The organism is Acinetobacter sp. 1566109 (assembly GCF_000582255.1).
Classification (GTDB): domain Bacteria; phylum Pseudomonadota; class Gammaproteobacteria; order Pseudomonadales; family Moraxellaceae; genus Acinetobacter; species Acinetobacter nosocomialis.
Genome location: NZ_JEYB01000065.1, coordinates 1 through 17,822, shown reverse-complemented (window position 1 = coordinate 17,822; position 17,822 = coordinate 1). Strand labels below are relative to the sequence as shown.

Below are 17,822 nucleotides of genomic sequence, written 5' to 3'. Positions count from 1 at the left end.
TAATAAACAATGGCTTATTTACGCCTACCATCGAGAAACAGGTGAGATTGTTGCTTATGTTTGGGGTAAGAGAGATTTAGCTACAGTCCAAAGGTTGAAGACAAAGCTTAAACAATTAGGTATTCACTACACCCGAATTGCAAGTGATCATTGGGACAGTTTCATCACTGCTTTTAAAAACTGCAAGCAAAGTATTGGTAAGTTGTTTACTGTAGGAATTGAAGGTAATAATTGCAAAATAAGGCATCGAATAAGGCGTGGTTTTAGAAGAAGTTGCAATTTCTCCAAAAAGCTTGAAAACCATTTTAAAGCCTTCGACTTAACCTTCTTTTACATCAATAATGGCTTCATTTAATGTCAGCATACTTTTTAAAACACCACCCAATCGTATTTTGGGTGGCCATTATTATAACCTGGGCTAGTTGGAAAACTAGAGAGTTGGAATGTAGGTAATGATGGACTGAATAGCCACCAAAATTCTAGACACACATAACCATATTTTGGACTGCCACTGCTGTCCCACAATTTTTACAAGAGGAAGCTTACGCGAGCTTCCTCTTGATTGATGGAGGCTTTATCGAGTGAAAATAACGCTTTTAAGGTTTTTATTTCAAATAAATTTACTGGAATTATTCTGAGTAAGCGCTGAACTGTATTAGTTCAGAGTTAATCTGATTTTTTATCTTAGGAAAGAAAATTATTTCACCTAACCTTAAAATAATGTTTTTCAGTAACCAGCTAAATTTTTATTTGTTTATAAAGACGCTCTTTAGGGTCTTCATTTGATTTTGTGACTTTATCAGCAAATTTCTTATCTAACATCAAGGCTGCATATGTTTTGTAACCTATCTCCAATCGGTCTACCTTATTTCCTTCTTGTTCAAACTCTTCAATTAATTTATTGACTTTTTTTACGCTGATATCACTCATATCTTTCAACCATTTAATTTGGGGTTCTTTTAATCTAATCTTTAATTATTGAGATTAGATTAAAGTACAAAGCGCATTTAAGGGCTAATAGCTTATGGAGTAATCACCCCAGGTTAATTAACCCGAATCGCGGATAAGAAATAAACTTGAAAAATAAGAGGACTAGAGCCATCAGTTGAGTTACCAAACCTAAAGCTTTAGCCCCGATGTTCAATAGTAACGAATTATTCTGCGTAATTGATGATTTCTTTCTGAAATTTGAAGCAACTTATTGGAAATTTTCTAAATAAAGTCATCAGTCTATAAGAATTCGAATAGCCCAAATCAGCCTCTCAGAAATTAGTTTTATCGTCATTTGGTATATTTAGGACTTGGAAAAATTAGGCTTCATAGAAATGTCATAATTTAGAGATATTAATGTCATCGAACTGGATTAAAAAAGAACAAAAAACCCACAATAGAAAGCTGTTATGACTAAAAAATATCCAGACGTGAACTGCTTAAGACCTCCATTGCAGGCTTCGGTGCTTTGTCTTTACCCATATCTTTGACCGCTTGTGGCAGTGATGAGGATGCTTCAGATCAAGCTCAGGCACATCCTAAAGTCGCTTTTAAACATGGGGTGGCCAGTGGTGATCCCTTACAGGATCGGATAATTCTATGGACACGCTTAAGTCCGGAAGATGAAAACCTGCGTTATCAGGTGCAGTGGGAAATTGCTGCCGATCAGGATTTTCGCCAGATAATCAATACAGGACAAGTTGAAACCAGTCGGTCGCAAGATTTCACGGTTAAAGTCGATGCGGATCGTCTATCGGCAGGGCAAACTTATTTTTACCGTTTTAAGTGTGCATCGGTATATTCATCTGTCGGTCAAACCAAAACTTTAGCCACGCAAAGCAAGCTGGTGCAATTTGCCGTTTGTTCATGTTCCAATTATCCAGCCGGATATTTTCATATCTATCAGGAAATTGCCCAGCAAGACCTAGATGTGGTGATTCATTTAGGGGATTACATTTATGAGTACGGGATGGGTGGTTATGCGACTGAACAGGCTGCAGCATTAGGCCGAAGTCTGGCTGCAGATAATGCTGAGGAAATCATTAAACTGGAAGACTACCGCAAGCGTTATGCCTTGTATCGAACTGATGCGGACTTACAAGCAGCACATCAGCGTCATCCATTTATTGTGGTCTGGGATGATCATGAGCTGACCAATGATACCTGGGAGCAGGGTGCGGAAAATCATGATGTTTCAGAAGGTGATTTTTTTGCACGTAAGCTGGCTGCTTTGCAGGCCTATTTTGAATGGATGCCGATTCGTCCAGTGTCTGAAACAGATCATTTGAATATTTATCGCCAGTTTAATTTTGGTGATCTGGTTCAGCTGAATATGCTGGATACTCGTATTTTGGCGCGTAACAAGCAATTGCAATATGCTGACTATCTTACCGCGACAGGACTAGATGCCAATAAATTTCAGACAGATTTGCTCAATCCGACGCGTACCTTGTTAGGACATACACAACGTGAATGGATACTGAAACAACTCAGCCAATCGAATGCCGTCTGGAATGTGCTGGGTCAGCAGGTGCTGATGAGCAAGATGCTAATTCCGGCCGAAATTCTGGCTGTTTTGGGGCAGATCACCAGTGGTCAGGCCACTGCAGATGTGTTGCTACAAGTGCGTCAGATGCTGACAGAACTGGTAGGCCTAAAAATACGCTATCTGCAAAATGATCCAACTTTGACAAAGGCAGAATTAGCCAGAATACTGACTGTTGTGCCTTATAATCTTGATGCCTGGGATGGGTACGTCGTGGAGCGTGAGGTGATTTATACGGCTTGTAAACAGCTGAATAAAAAACTGATTGTACTTGCAGGAGATACCCATAATGCCTGGAACTCCACTTTGAGAGATCAAGTCGGCAGTACAGTCGGGGTAGAACTAGCGACCAGTTCAGTTTCATCACCGGGTATGGAGAAGTATTTGCAGATTCCCTTAGCCCAGTTACAGGAATTTGAAATGGCATTTACTACGCTAATTGATGAGCTGAATTATTGTAATTTGAATCAACGCGGATACTTGAGTGTTGCATTTACCCCGGATCAGGTACAGGCGAACTGGATTTTTATCGATAGCATCCAGAATCGTAGTTATCAGGTTGATCAAAGCCGTGCGTATCAGCTTCAATTAGATCATGAATTAAATGAAATCAAACCGTTAAAGCAAACTGCCTAAGCTGCTTAGAGTTTAAATATTCGGGCCAATGCCCGGATATTTTTTTATAACATTTCATCCCTATAGCTATCAATATCCAGATGTTTGATCGTATTTGCAATACTGATGCTCATATTTTAGTAGCCGCGTATATAATCCGGCAAAGTGAATTAATTGCTGTTTTAGTTCGGCATACCGAGGATCATGGCTTGAATAAAAACGTAATTTTAGTCGTAGCAGGCAGGTTTTTTATAAGCCCAAAAACAGATTTTATGTAATGGGAACAAAAATCATGGCAGCCAAGGCCCAAGGAATTAAGAGCTTGGCTTTGTCCCTGATTCCGCGGATTTTAATTTGGGGATTTACGCATTGTTATGTGCATATCAACTCACCCATCAAAATAAGCCAAAAATTCTAATTATAGAATCAGTGGCTTAAACAGGATTCGGGTTAATTAAGATGTATGGTTTAATAAGTGCTGTTGTGCGATATACATGGGCTTATCCAAACTTGGTGTACATTGAATCCATGTTCCATCTGCTTGAAGCTCCCATGCATGGCGGTTATCTTGAAGATAATTCATTAAGCCATCTTGCAGAATTTGTTTACGAAGTTTTTTATCTTCGATTGGGAAACAGGTCTCGATGCGAGAGAATAAATTACGCCCCATCCAATCTGCACTGGCGCAATAAAGCTTGTTTTCGCCCTGATGGTAAAAATAATAAACCCGGGTATGTTCTAAAAAACGTCCCACAATTGAGCGGACTCGAATATTTTCAGAAAGCCCTTTCACTTGTGGGCGTAAGCAGCAAATTGAACGGACAATCAAATCGATTTGAACGCCCGCTTTAGATGCCCTATATAGGGCATCAATTAGTTGAGGTTCAGTTAAGGCATTTACTTTAATAATAATCTGCGCTTTTTTGCCTGCTTTGCTATTTTCAGTTTCAGTTTCGATGAGTTCAATCAATTGAGAATGCAGAGTAAATGGTGCATGAAAAAGTTTTTTCAATTTGACCATTTTCCCCATGCCTGTGAGCTCCTGAAAGACTTTATGGACATCTTCACAAATATCAGCATCACTGGTCAGTAGTCCATAATCAGTATAGATTTTGGCATTCATTGCATGATAGTTACCTGTGCCTAAATGAACATAACGTTTAATTTTGTCTATTTCACGACGCACGATCAGAATCATTTTGGCGTGGGTTTTATAGCCAACGATCCCATATACAACAACCGCCCCAGCTTCTTGTAATAGATTGGCAACTTCGATATTTGACTCTTCATCAAAGCGAGCACGTAATTCAATCACTGCTGTGACTTCCTTACCATTTCGTGCCGCTTCAGCAAGGACTTGCACAATTTCAGAATGTACACCACTCCGATAAAGGGTTTGTTTTATGGCTAACACATGTGGATCATGGGCTGCCTCTTTCAGTAGCTTAATGACCGGAGCGAAAGAGTGAAAAGGGTGATGTAATAAAACATCTCCGGTTTTTAATACCTCAAATATGGATTTTTTCCCATACAACACTTTCGGTAATTTTTGTACATGGGGAGGAAAACGTAACTCTGGCAAATTGAAGTTCGATATAAAGCGCGCCAGATTAAGCGGGCCGTCAATACGATAGAGTTGCTCTTGCTTAAGATCAAATTGTCCAAGTAAATAATCAATAATATTTTCAGGGCAATTTTTAGTCACCTCAAGTCTTACAGCCCGACCAAAGCGCCGTGAGGATAGTTCATCTTTTAAGGCAATTGCTAAGTCTTCAACATCTTCTGAGATAGTTAAATCTGCATTACGTGTGACCCGAAATTGATAACATCCAGTGGTGGTTACCCCTGGAAATAACTCATGAAGATGTTGCTGAATAATGGCTGAAAGTAGAATGTAGTGTTCATCCTCGCCAGAAATACTATTAGGTAACTTTACTAATCTAGGTAATGATCGTGGTGCGGGAACAATCGCCAAATCAATTTTTCGTCCAAATGCATCTTTACCTTCTAGGGTTACAATGAAATTTAGACTTTTATTCACTAGCCGAGGAAAGGGGTGGGCTGGATCTAAACTGATAGGTGTGACCACAGGTCGAACTTCATTATGGAAATAGTCCTTAATCCATTCTTTATGTTTTTCGAGGATGTCACCATACTGAATGAAATGAACACCATGTCCTTGCAGTTGTGGTAAGAGATTATAATTAAGTATTTTATACTGTTCTTCGACAGCTTCGTGTGCAAGTTTGGAAATGGTGGTGACTATATCTGAGAGGAGTGAGTTATCTGGACGAGCTCTAGCATGATCTGAAAGTTCAATTTGTTGCATTAAACTGGCAACTCGTATTTCAAAAAACTCATCCAGATTACTTGAAAAAATAATTAAAAAATTTAATCGTTCAAGTAAAGGGTATTCAGTATCTTTCGCCTGTGCCAACACCCGCTTATGAAACTCAAATAGTGAGAGCTCTCTATTTATATACTTTTTTAACGGATGTGATGAAGAGTTTGAAGACACATTTAAGGTAGTCATTTATGGCTCTTATAAAGTCAGATTGCAGCGCTGAAGGAAGCTAATAGAAAATTCTTTAAAGCCTTTGAAAGAGGTTAATTGACTCTTTGTAAATAAAAAAATGACTAATTCTGTAGAAAGGCTAAGAATTAAACTTTATTCAACTAAGCATTCTGTGACTGTTTCATGACATATTTATGACATCGTACTGTATTGTTATTTCATCTGGGTAATATTCAGACTTTTATCTGAATTTAGAAGAAAAGGGGCAACGTTGATTTAAACCGGGACAACTTGGGGGCTTAATGAGAAAAATTCTAGAAAAGCGATTTCACTAAAACTGTCATCAGTTATTCATAGTGATGTCATGTATAAAAACTAAGCTATTTTGAATTTTAACAACTGTTCAAAATCATTATGAATATAAAACCAAAAATATTGAGTTTAAGTTTAATACTTATGGGGTGCTCGTTTTCTGCACATGCACAATTAATGTTTAGTCAGTATATAGATGGTACATCTAATAAAAAGGGTTTGGAAATCTATAACCCTGACAGTTTAACAGTGAACTTAGCTGATTATGAGATTCAACAATTTACTAATGGTTCAACCACGAAATCTGCGACTTTTCAATTAGAAGGTTCATTGGCAAGTAAAGCAAAATACATTATTGGTCGAACAGAGTTGCAGGCAGTAATTGGTAATAAAGTCAATCAAGTGGCAGGACTTGCATTTAATGGAGATGATACCTTGGTCCTGTTTTATAAAGGTACTCCAATAGACCGTTTTGGTCGTGTGGGAGAGGATCCAGGTACTGGTTGGGGAGTGGGTTTTAGTAGTTATCAAAATAGTTTGTCACGTACTAAAACTTCAAATAATGTAACTTCAATTGATCCTGCAACAGCATTTGAGTTAGAAAGCGAATGGTCTAAATGGTCTGATCGAAATGAGTTTTCCCAGTATTTAGATACAAGCGCGCCTATAACCTCCCCCGTTACTCCTATCAGTTGTAATACAGCAGATACGGCGATTGCGGACCTACAATCTGCCGCAGAAAATCAACCATATGTTGTTCGTGGTGTTATTACCGCAGACTACCGTTATGACAATGGTTTTTCTGGTTTTTATATACAAACGCCCGATAGTAAAGCCAAATCCAATTTAAGTAATGCTATTTTTGTCTATCTTCCTGCAAGTAGTAAAATCACTGGAGGAAAAGTAGGTGAAGAGGTTATTTTAAAAGGTCGTTTAACCTCATATCAAAACCAACTCCAAATAGATCAACTTGATCAAAATATTCAAACCTGTCATACACAAGCATCCAATACAGTCACGGCACAGGCACTTAATTTACCGTTTACCAGTTTGACGGAGATAGCAGGAAATGTACCTAAACGCTATCAAGGGATGCTGGTTAAAATCCCACAAACTTTAACGATAAGTGAAAATTACAATTACGGTCGTTATGGTGAGCTATCTTTAAGTTTAGGTCGCTTGTATATTCCAACTAATCTATATCCTGCAAAATCTGCTGAAGCAGTTGCATTAGCCCAGCAAAATCTGCTTTCTAAAATTATCTTGGATGATGGCTATAATAATCAAAATAGAACACCATTACTTCCGCAAAACTTCAATGCCATAAATACATTAAGAACAGGTTCTGAACTGAAAAATGTTGAGGGGATTTTAGAATATCGTTTTAATGCATGGCGAATTCAACCGATACAGGGGAAGGTACAACCTGAAATTATCAAGGATACTAATTTACGTCCTTCAACGGTGATTCCAAAAGATGTTAAACAAATTCGCGCTGCGGCTTTTAATGTCTTAAATTATGATAATGGTTCAGAAAAAGGTTTCCCAACAGAACGTGGTGCAAGCTCAGAAACTGAGTTTAAGAAGCAACATCAAAAAATTGTCAGTGCTTTAAAAACAATTGATGCCGATGTGTATGGGTTAATGGAAATCGCAAATAATGGTTTTGATGATAAAAGTGCAGTGGCATACTTATCGCAAGCCTTAGGTGCAGACTGGAAATATGTCATTCCAACCCAAATGACAAAATTAGGTACAGATGCAATTGCAGTTGCGATTATCTATAACAGTAAGCGCGTAAAACCTGTAGGTGAGCCTGCAGTTTATGATGATCAGACTGAAAAGAACCGTGTCACCATGGCGCAAAGTTTCCAATCTGTAAATGGTGGAAAAATATTTACGATAGTACCCAATCACTTAAAGTCGAAAGGCAGTTGTCCTACCGATAAAACTCTGGCCGATGCTGATCAGGGTGATGGTCAAGGTTGCTGGAATGCAACACGTTTAACTGCAGTACAAGAACTTATGCAGTGGATTGCAAAAAATCCAACACAAGTGGCTAAACCAAATTATTTGCTGGTCGGTGATATGAATAGTTATGCTAAAGAAGATCCGATTTTAGCATTAGAAAAAGCCAATTATAAAGTCTTGCTCAATGACGAAAAAATTGGACAAGGTAAAACAGCCTATAGTTATGTATTTGGTGTTGCAAGTGATGCCAATGGCAATGGGGGCGCAGGAAACCTAGACCATGCAATTGCTGATGCAGACTTATATCCAATGGTGAAACGCGCTTTTGCTTGGCACATCAATGCTGATGAGCCGACGGCCTTAGACTATAACGAAGAATATAAAACAGATGAGCAAATTGCAGCATTCTATAGCGATGATGCATTCCGTTCTTCCGATCATGATCCTGTAATTGTTGATATGGATTTAAACGAAAATATATCGAGTAATCCTGATACAGGAAAAATAAGCGGTGGCAGCATGGGGATCTGGTCAATGTTAACCTTAACGGGCCTCGTTTTAGTTTCCATGATACGCAGACGTAAATTTTGATATGAGTTCATCGACTGTAAATTAAGAAAACTGACGAAATAAATTTAATCTATAAGGGGAAATTTCATATTTCTCCTTATTTTATTGAGTGCTTAAAAAATTAGCCAAGCAATAATCAAACATATGCTTATTCAAAATTTATAATTTAAGCTTGGGGCATGAAATGAAAAGTTCCCTAATGGGATAACTTAACCATTTGTTAAAAAACAATTAGAAAAAATAGTGAATGTCATGAATTTTAAACAGCAGACCTACATGATGTTTGTTTAAATTATAATCAGGTGGGGTGGTCATGTCTTTTAATAATAAACTAACTAGGTATTCGGGTTTTACATGCAGTTTATTAGTTTCTAGTATGTTTTTAACTGGGTGTAATAATGATAGTAAAGAAAATACGAATATAACGCCTGTTATTCCTCCTAAACCGCTGGAAGTCAATTTAGTACATATTAATGACAGTCATTCACATTTGGATGAGGAAAGTACTATATTAATGCTTGAAACTTCGATGGGTAAACGTGAAGAAATACAAGTCTCTAATGGTGGTTTTGCACGCGTTGCTGCGTTGATGAATACTTTGGCAAGCACTGAGAAGAATCCAATAAAAATTCATTCAGGTGATGCCATTACTGGGGACCTCTATTTTACTTTGAAAGAAGGTGAAGCAGAGGCAGATCTCATGAATAGTGTTTGTTTCGATACGTTAACGCTAGGTAATCATGAATTCGATAATACGGATGATGGCTTAAAAAAATTTATTGGATTCTTAAATGATAAAGGTAATTGTGAAAATAAAACCCAAGTCTTGAGTGCAAATGTCGAGTTTGGAAAAACTTCAGCACTATACCAAACTAACCTTGTTAAACCTTATACAGTTATGGAAAAAGAAGGGCAGAAAATTGCTTTAATTGGTTTAACGATTGCCAATAAAACTAAAAATGCTTCTCGACCAAATCAAGATACTGTATTTAATGATGAAGTAGTTACTGCACAAAAATATATTGATGAGCTAAAACAGCAAGGCATCAATAAAATTATTGTTCAATCTCATTTAGGGTACGGGTTAGAAAAAGATTTAGCCACTAAATTGTCAGGCGTTGATGTCATTGTTGGCGGAGATTCTCATACCTTGCTGGCAGATGCGAAACTTAAAAGTTACGGTATAAGCCCAGAGGGTGACTATCCCACTGTATTAAAAAATAAAGATGGTGATCAGGTCTGTGTTGTACAGGCATGGCAATATAGTTATGTCGTCGGACAACTCAAAGTCAACTTTGATGCCGATGGTAAAATTGAAGCATGTGCAGGAAAAGCCAATGTATTGATTGGCGATGATTTTAAACGTACAGCTAAAGATGCTCCAGCATTGATGAGTACGGAACTAGATTCTATTAAGCGAGATATTGAAAATAGTAACTCCTTACGTATTGTACAGCCTGATGCTATAGCTTTAAGTATTTTAGAACCGTATAAAGTCGCTAAAAACTTATTAGGCAAAGAAAAAGTTGCCATTGCTAATGATAATTTATGCTTACGTCGTGTTCCAGGAATGACCAAAGATACATCACGTTCTAGTTTAGGTGATGTCTGCAATAAAGCAGATTTTATTAATCAGCATGGGGGTGATGTACAGCAGCTGGTTGCCGAAGCATTTCTACAGCAAGGTAAAAAATATTTTAATGCAGATATTTCAATCCAAAACGGAGGAGGGGTAAGGGTAGATCTGCCTCAAGGTGATATTACGGTAGAGAAAATTTATACAGTGCTGCCATTCAAAAATACCTTAGTACAATTAAATGCAACTGGCCAAGAAATTAAAGCAGTGCTGGAAGATGCCATGGATGCTGTTACGAGTAATAACACAGGCAGTTATCCATATGCGGGTGGACTACAATGGGATGTAGATTTAACTAAGGCAAAGGGTCAGCGTTTATCCAATTTAAAGGTTCGAAATGCACAAGGTCAATATCAGCCATTAAATATGAATCAGACCTATCAAGTAATTACCATCAACTTTCTGGCTGATGGTCAGGACTTTTACACAAGCTTTAAAGACATTACTGGTGAGCGTCGTATAGATGTGGGATTAGATTATGCAGAAGCATTTTTGCAGTATGTAGAAGGGTTACCTGGTGAAAAAGGGCAAAAGGCCTTGTCCCGATTGCCAGTTGAGCAATACAGCACGCAAAATTATAAAGAATAAAAAGGATTTATTGATAAAAGATAAAAATTTTGGCTCAGACCGATCCATAGTTTTAAAAAAAAGAAGCTCCATTGAGCTTCTTTTTTTTAAAACTATGGATTAGAGAAATATTACTTTTTAAATTTTCATTCAAATTAATTTAAAAGGGGAAATAACTATTCCGATTCGTAAAGCGTATATTTGGTCTATATAGTACAATGGAAGTTGATTACATAGTTTTTGCTGGAAAATCTAAGGTTTGTCGTAATTTTTTGAAAGACGTTAAGTGATATTTAAGAATCAAATAAACTATTTTCATCATAGTGAAATAATTTGATTTTATATTTAGTGCAAATAAATAATACTGAATAATTAGTGATACAGCGCAAATTGATCTGTTTAATTTGGGAGAGTTAAACAGATTTTTTTCTTGAAAAAAATATCTAATCCCTAGCCGAAATTGTTACGGCACTAACAGCCCCGTCAAGTTATTGAGCGGGGTTTTTCTTTTCTTATTGGTGGTACACATGGATGCAGTCAATGCAAAGAGAACCTTAAATAAATTACACAATGAGTGAAAGAGATATGAAAACTTTGAACCGACATTTATAAACAGCTAACAGGTGATCACTATTGATGATAATGATGCCTAGTATTTACATGCCTATGAAGAATATTTAATCCAATATTAACCAGGAATATCTATTTAAATACAAATAGAACAGTGGGTTAATTTTTTAAAAAAGTCGCTCTTGGTGTAATACAGTCATAGGCTTATGTAGGGTAGCAGGTGATATGTCATCTAACTCATTAAGCTGAACAGATCGTGGGCGGCCAATACACGCTAAGCAAAACTAAAATTGCAGAGCATGACCATCTTTTACTGAATAGAGTGTCAACGGCATTTTAAAATTGACCCCTTTTACCTTAAAAATGGCGAAGTAAAATTGACCCCTTTGATCTCGTATTAAGTTTCAACCTGGGGCTGAATCCCATAAGGAAGCAACGGTTAAATTATTTAACAGCATGTGGTTATTTTTAGACCTTCAGCTTTAAGTTCAAGAGATCGAGGTCTGCCGATACATGCTAGATGCAAGCAAAATTTAAATGCGGCCAGTGCTTTGGCATCTTTTGTCGAGTAAAGCTGGAGACGAACATAATCTTCTTGAGTCGTAGGATGCTCTGTTGTGCTCGATTTAGCCAGCTTCAGTAATAAAGGTTGTTTCTTTTTATCTAGCAATTGTACCAAGTCTTGTCCAAGCAAATGCCAAAATTGATGGGGAAACAGGTCTTTTACCTTGCAATAAAATGATTCCAATTGATCAATTTTATTCCAGCGATAATGAATGCCGGTATGCGAAACTGTAACACGACTTAAAAATGTCTCAAGCACCGCTTTTATTTGATCTGGCTTTTTTTCAAAGATATTTTGAATATTTTCAAAGAAATAGTTCCTTGCTTTGCGCTCTTCAACGGTATCTATCATCGAGGGTTTCAAAGGTTTATCCAGATGATTTGTGTTGTTGAGATCAAATAACCTTGGGTTGTTTTTTTGAGACTTGAGTTGGCCCAGTTGTTTGGCATTTTCATACCAGTAGTTAACCAGTTCGACAGGTAAACTCATTTCTTGTGATACCCGATCTGGATCATGATGAATTTCCAGTAAATTTAGGCACTTAAAAAACCATGCAAATGAAACTTTGGATTCTTTTGTTCCCGCGAAATATTTAAAAAAGTCATGATGCTTTGAGTTAAATGAAACCTCATCTAGAATGTCTTCTACGTTACTTTTTAACCAGTCAGTTTGATCGTTGAGTAACTGCTGACTTAAATGAACAGCATGCTTTTCGAAATTGAATGGAGCAGAATCTTTTACTGTGTTTAAAAATTTGAAAGAAGGTAGGTAGCCCATCATCTTTTTTGCCAGTTGAGTATCGATGTCTGGGTGATATTTCAGTATTTTATGCCCAGCAATCAGGTAGCTTAGATGAATATAACTTTTAAAAGTTTCTGTAGGGTCAATGTGACCCAGTAAATGGGCAATCATAAACCAATGATTTTGACCATGTGTATGACGGAGTAACTCTGTCCGAATGGACTGATATTGTTCTTCAGTATAATCCGTCAGATTCTTGACTAGGGGAGCATAATCGCAGTTGAGCAGAACGGATAAGTGATTGGCAGCCGTGTGTCGAAATGAGTGAAAAGAATAATCATGAGTTTTAAAAAGCTCGTTCATAATCATTCTAAAAGGTGTTGTCACCGTATGTTTGTTCAGCTTGCTATTTTCATTCCAATTACGGAATAAGTATAAGTTTTGCTGATTGAGTAAACGTTGCTCGACTACATGATTATGAAATAGTTGATATTCATCGGTTTTTAATAAGCAATACACAGGAACTTTGCGTTCAGCACTATCTGTTTTAAGTTGATGTAAGTTTCCTTTCTTTTTTGAGCCGTAGGGCTGAATCCATACTGATAGACAGCTCAAGCCCTCGATATCCCGCACACGTAAGCCTAGAATTTCATTAATACGCATACCGGTACGGTAAGCTAAGATATAGATGATTTTTAATGTCTTATAAGTGTTTTCTTGACTATTAGCACCTGAAAATAAGGTATCTAATTTGTTCATGAAAGCTTGATAAGTCAAAGGGCCAATAATACGGGCTCTAGGCCTATTTTGTATGGCGAGTGATTCTAATTCGAGAGATTCAGCTTCGAAAACTGTTCGTTGAAAGCTATGGAAGCGCTTCAACATCCTGCTGGTTTGACCTCTGGATTTTTTAAATTCAGGTTGGCCTGCTTCATCTGCGAGACGGGTGTTCGTAATAATTTGTGTGTAGATATTTGCCAGATTCGTATTCAGATCATCTTCGCTATCTAGATATTGTAAAGAATGTGTTAGCCAAGGCTCGGCAATCCGGGAGTAATAAGTGTAAATCGAACTATCTGCTAATGGTCTATTCTGCTGAAACGATTTTTGAAATTGGTTAGCGCAAAAATTAAAATGTTCAGCCAGTTGCTGAATCTGTTCTAATTCTGGTTTATAAAGGCTGATGAGCCATAATGCGACACGTTTACTGTACTCATTAAATTTATCAGTATTTTCAAGACAATATTTAATGATTAATACATCAATGGCTTGATCAGTTTGTGATGTACGAATCAGTTGTAAAAGGTCTTTGTGAATCTTTATAACATCATCCAAAGCTTGCTGAATGTCATCATTGGAGTAAGATTTACCCACAATAGATGGTGATTTTTCTACATCTGAATCAGTAAGCGTGTCCTGCTGATATTTAAATTTTGGATGAAGAAATCTTTCAAATTCTATTTCTGATAAGCCACAGGTTGCAGTATTTTCTATAAGACATTGTGAGAGAGCAGGATCAATGTCAACTTTCGGGAGTTGCATCCAGTTAAAGTTGGCGTAGTCGCGTAATAATTTATAAGTTTTAAGATTAAATGGTAACTTAATCTTATTAAAAATAAGCTGTAGATAATCTTCTACATTCTGGTTTACTGTACGAATATTTCTGCTATTAAAATGAATTAACCATAAGCGGGTGATTTGATCAGGAATAAAATTACGCGATTTACGAATGGTTTTTTCATCAATAAATAGATCTCCATAAGAGGGAGAGAGCGGTTCTAAAAATATAATATTCAGATCTTCGATCTTTCTGATTTTTGCCGGATCTTTTAAGTGTTCAAGCAAAGCTTCTAAAGAGGCTTTTTGATTTAAGCCGGAATAGAGCAGGGCAGAAATAACAATATTTCCAATGATTTCATCATCAGAAAATGTCTTGCTATCTTTTGCTAGAATCCAGTAGTCCCAAAGCTTATCAAGAACTTCATCAACCTGCTGTCCCTTCTCGATCCAGTCCATGGTAAAAACTGGTTGATCACGCTTTATCTCAAATGTCAGATTCGGTAGGGGCAAAGTCTCACGACGATTTAAATTGATTTGCTTGATATATGACCGAAAAAACTCATGTGCATATTTTTTCCAGGCCAAGCTTGGAGCTTTGCGTTTAATAAACTCATAAATTGCGGGATATAAGGATTCAAGATGTTCTTTTTGTTCTAGTTCTATTTCTTGGAAATATTGAATTAATTCCTTTTCTACATCCGATCGAGGAGATTTCTCTTTCTCAAGACGAATTTGTTTTCTACGATTTTCTGCATATAGTGGTCGAGCTTGCTTAGTTCGTTTATTGAGTGAGGACATCGAGTTCAATACCGGTAATTTGAAAATGATCTTTCATTTGTTCAAGAACATGGGCAATGCTTGAATATTGTGAAATAGATAAGCTGGAATAAGGATGAGCAGCTTCTTGCTGCATCGGTTCATGACCGAATAAAGCTAAAATTTCAATTTCGCTAATTTTATGGCTGAGAAACGCACGGGCAGTATGCCGGTGCCAGTTTTCATGTAGCAAACTTAACTCAGGGTTAGATTTTTTTATAATCGAAGGCCTTAAGGGGTACCATTGACCATCCTGAAAGATATTCAATAGTGGGAGCTTGCTCTCTAAAATTTGTTGAATATGTTGTGGAATTTCTGGCTGACTAGGAGCAATTTGAGTTTTAAAATAATGTAAAAAATCTATAAATTTCTGGAGTTCTTGTACAACAAAATGACCTAGTGGAATTAAACGTCCATAGCCTTGACGCCCACCCACCTCCTTATCAGAAACCATGCATATTTTTCTTTTCAGGTTAAAGCTTTTTAAAAAACCTGGAAATTCAGCGACGGGTCGTGCAGCAGTAAAGAGCAACAAGAAATGCCACATCCACAGATTATAGTGATTAAAAATTGCTATCCAGTCGTCTTCTTTTTGTGAAATTATTCTGAATTTGAGAGTGGCAAAGATATTTTGAATCACATTTGAAGTAGGTGCTTTGCGGCTTCCAAAGTTTTTTTCTGCAGCATATTCAATATTCTGGTATTCATCGGATAACGACTCACACAGCTCTTTTAAAATCGAGACATACTCGGTCTGTAAAGTCAGGATATTTTGATGACAATAAGAAGTAGAAGAAGACTTATTGGCATCAATACCAGTGAGAAGGTCAGCAAGCTGTTTATTTCCAGTGCGTTGCAAAATAGTCTGATGTAAAAGAGAGCCAATTCTTATTAGTGATAGTTTTGGAATATAAAATTTGGCTCTCAGCTGTTTCAAATGTTGCTGAAGGTCCTCTTCCTTAACGGGGTCACCGTCCCGCAGAGAATCAATAAATGAATTCGGGATCGGGATGTCCAGATAGATGGTTTGGTTGAGTAAGGACTCAGGATAAGCAAAATCTTTATTTTCAAAAATTGAAAATTTAGTACGGAGGAAATATTGTTCATCCTGTTGTAGGATCTTTTGGCGGGAATTTAAAGTTTTAACACGTTTACTTTGCAGACGTAGCCATTCCTGTATCTTATTACCTGTCAGAAATGACAGCATCAGGATCAAGGATGCCTTCTTTTTTTTGATTTCTTTATCCTTGTCTTTAGAGTCTTCTTTAATCTCAACAATGTAATTTTTATATAGTTCAGTAATTAGGGCACTTATGCTTGTGGTATTAGGAAAGAGGCTGCTGTATGGCAGCAAATGTTCTTTCCGTTGAATATGTTTGGCAACCAGAGGCAGCACATAGCTTTGGCCGGATTCTGAATATGCAGCAAGGGGGGTAACGATGGTTGGGTCTACAAGTATTTGACGTGTATCTTGGTCATCTAATTGTTCTTCTATATTAAGAGCTTTAGACTTTTGACCTTTTTTAATTTCTGAACTTTCTACAATCAGCTGATCTTCATCTAAAAAATCATGTTGAAGTTGAGTCTCGATGCTCGCTTTGGCAATTTTGGCCTTATTGTTTAAAATATAAGTAAATGTAATGCGTAGATTATTCAGTAGATTTTTTTCAAAATCATTGGATGGATCTGTATTGAAATTACTTAAATATTGAACAAATTCAGTTAACGAAAGCGTAGGATCTTTAAGATGCTTTTCCCAAAGGATCATGTATTCGCGTGTATTTTGATATTCTTTATCGGGATTCAGAACCCTATTGGCCACACGGAAGCGTTGAAATAAGCGTTTTACAGTATTGAAATGTTCAGTGTAGTCTTCTTTAAAAAGCTCAGGTTTAATGTCTGGAAGGGCAATTAAATAGATTGCTGCTTTTAAGACCAGGATATTCCAGATTAAAGCGTTTTCTTCCGACTCTGCTAATTGTGCAATTGAGTTCACATACCAAGTAACTGGTGTTGCGCTAACAGTATGTTTTCGAGAGGAGACCAATGCAGCTGGTCTAGCAAAAACAGAATTGGTTTCTAGATCAAAATCTAATAGATCGAGATTCAGTCCTTCCAGACATTGATCAGTTGGGTGCGAAGTCAGTAAATCAGCAACATATTGAATATGTTCGGTACGTTGGAGCTGCTCATCACCAAAGAGTTTTTCCAATGTCTGTTTTAATGATACCCTTGGAATATCAGCAATATTTTGATGGGTTGGGTTGGATTCTGACATTATGCTTTCCATAGCTGATCTGGCGTGAGAACGAAGTCCACATTATTTAAAAGCTGTTGTACAACTTCACTAGTTTGTTCTAGTTGATCAAGCACACTTTGTCTTTTTCGGTTTATAACTTTATTGCGATAATTCAGCTGATTTCGTGTGTATGAGAGTCGTTTTGCTAGCAGGTCTAAGCTCATAGTACGGTGAGGTTTGAAAGAATTTTCTTTGTTTAACTTGTAAATAGCCTCGGCAGAAATGTATTCATTTATTAAGTTATGTAACCTTTTGGGATTTAATCGATTAAGATCATAATAAGTAGATGATAGAAATTTTAGAAATTCGGAACTAGCCACATTTTTTAATAGTTCGATTTTTTTGTTATCTTTGGGAAGAGAATGGATAATTAGATTAATTTCTTTGGGTGCATTCTGAGTCCAGTATAGGAACCATTGGATATTACTGGCGATGGTATAACCGGATAGATTAGTATCTTTCCAGACGTGAATTTCGGGACGTGGATTCAAGATACCTAGATCTGTTTTTAAAGCTTTGAAAGCCTCTTGATAGCAAAGATAAATTCCA

Annotated in this window: 9 protein-coding genes and 4 pseudogenes; 6 read left to right on the top strand and 7 right to left on the bottom strand. The window is 37.0% G+C overall.

Annotated elements, in window-relative coordinates; genetic code table 11:
- Window positions 1-355: IS1 family transposase (locus J582_RS26325; protein WP_171073051.1), on the top strand; the 355-nt coding region annotated here is incomplete at its 5' end.
- A 173-nt stretch (window positions 356-528) separates the two neighbouring features.
- Here the strand turns inward: J582_RS26325 and J582_RS26805 are convergent.
- Window positions 529-654, bottom strand: a pseudogene (locus tag J582_RS26805) (IS4 family transposase); the annotation flags it as partial.
- A gap of 84 nt (window positions 655-738) precedes the next feature.
- A complete protein-coding gene (locus tag J582_RS21860; protein WP_005105075.1) occupies window positions 739-930 on the bottom strand; it encodes a hypothetical protein in 192 nt (63 codons plus the stop codon).
- Between the two features lie 206 nt (window positions 931-1,136).
- On the opposite strand from J582_RS21860, the pseudogene J582_RS27350 reads away from it, so the two are divergent.
- Both J582_RS27350 and J582_RS21855 read left to right on the top strand, forming a co-directional pair.
- A pseudogene (locus J582_RS27350) lies at window positions 1,137-1,292 on the top strand (IS982 family transposase); the annotation flags it as partial.
- Between the two features lie 119 nt (window positions 1,293-1,411).
- Window positions 1,412-3,172 (top strand): alkaline phosphatase D family protein, encoded by a 1,761-nt coding sequence (locus tag J582_RS21855; RefSeq protein WP_032048590.1) that lies wholly within the window; start codon window positions 1,412-1,414, stop codon window positions 3,170-3,172.
- A gap of 44 nt (window positions 3,173-3,216) precedes the next feature.
- On the opposite strand, the pseudogene J582_RS27535 reads toward J582_RS21855, so the two are convergent.
- Window positions 3,217-3,429 (bottom strand): annotated as a pseudogene (locus tag J582_RS27535) (hypothetical protein); the annotation flags it as partial.
- A 70-nt stretch (window positions 3,430-3,499) separates the two neighbouring features.
- Between J582_RS27535 and J582_RS27610 the strand changes: the two are divergent.
- A pseudogene (locus J582_RS27610) lies at window positions 3,500-3,589 on the top strand (IS982 family transposase); the annotation flags it as partial.
- Between the two features lie 16 nt (window positions 3,590-3,605).
- Here the strand turns inward: J582_RS27610 and ppk1 are convergent.
- Entirely contained in the window at window positions 3,606-5,684 is a 2,079-nt protein-coding gene (gene ppk1 / locus J582_RS21850; protein ID WP_032048589.1) for a polyphosphate kinase 1, read from the bottom strand.
- Between the two features lie 393 nt (window positions 5,685-6,077).
- Between ppk1 and J582_RS21845 the strand changes: the two genes are divergently transcribed.
- Both J582_RS21845 and J582_RS21840 read left to right on the top strand, forming a co-directional pair.
- Entirely contained in the window at window positions 6,078-8,540 is a 2,463-nt protein-coding gene (locus tag J582_RS21845; RefSeq protein ID WP_200004097.1) for an ExeM/NucH family extracellular endonuclease, read from the top strand.
- A 292-nt stretch (window positions 8,541-8,832) separates the two neighbouring features.
- Entirely contained in the window at window positions 8,833-10,743 is a 1,911-nt protein-coding gene (locus J582_RS21840; protein WP_005105082.1) for a bifunctional metallophosphatase/5'-nucleotidase, read from the top strand.
- Window positions 10,744-11,740: 997 nt separating this feature from the next.
- Here J582_RS21840 and J582_RS21835 read toward each other — a convergent pair.
- The 3 genes from J582_RS21835 to J582_RS21825 form a co-directional block, all read right to left on the bottom strand.
- Window positions 11,741-14,956, bottom strand: coding sequence for a tyrosine-type recombinase/integrase (locus J582_RS21835; RefSeq protein WP_032048588.1), 3,216 nt, complete (start codon window positions 14,954-14,956; stop codon window positions 11,741-11,743).
- Window positions 14,940-17,252: a hypothetical protein gene (locus J582_RS21830; protein ID WP_031995686.1), complete on the bottom strand. Its 2,313-nt coding sequence runs from the start codon at window positions 17,250-17,252 to the stop codon at window positions 14,940-14,942. Before J582_RS21830 ends, J582_RS21835 begins: the two co-directional genes overlap by 17 nt.
- Window positions 17,252-17,822 (bottom strand): hypothetical protein (locus J582_RS21825; protein WP_032048587.1); only part of this gene is annotated, 571 nt, incomplete at its 5' end. The genes J582_RS21830 and J582_RS21825, both read right to left, overlap by 1 nt.

What these genes read in the sequence shown, in the direction of transcription:
- J582_RS21830 (WP_031995686.1), bottom strand. Translation starts at nt 17,252, where the DNA reads ATGTCAGAATCCAACCCAACCCATCAAAATATTGCTGATATTCCAAGG.
- J582_RS21840 (WP_005105082.1), top strand. Translation starts at nt 8,833, where the DNA reads ATGTCTTTTAATAATAAACTAACTAGGTATTCGGGTTTTACATGCAGT.
- ppk1 (WP_032048589.1), bottom strand. Translation starts at nt 5,684, where the DNA reads ATGACTACCTTAAATGTGTCTTCAAACTCTTCATCACATCCGTTAAAA.
- J582_RS21860 (WP_005105075.1), bottom strand. Translation starts at nt 930, where the DNA reads ATGAGTGATATCAGCGTAAAAAAAGTCAATAAATTAATTGAAGAGTTT.
- J582_RS21835 (WP_032048588.1), bottom strand. Translation starts at nt 14,956, where the DNA reads ATGTCCTCACTCAATAAACGAACTAAGCAAGCTCGACCACTATATGCA.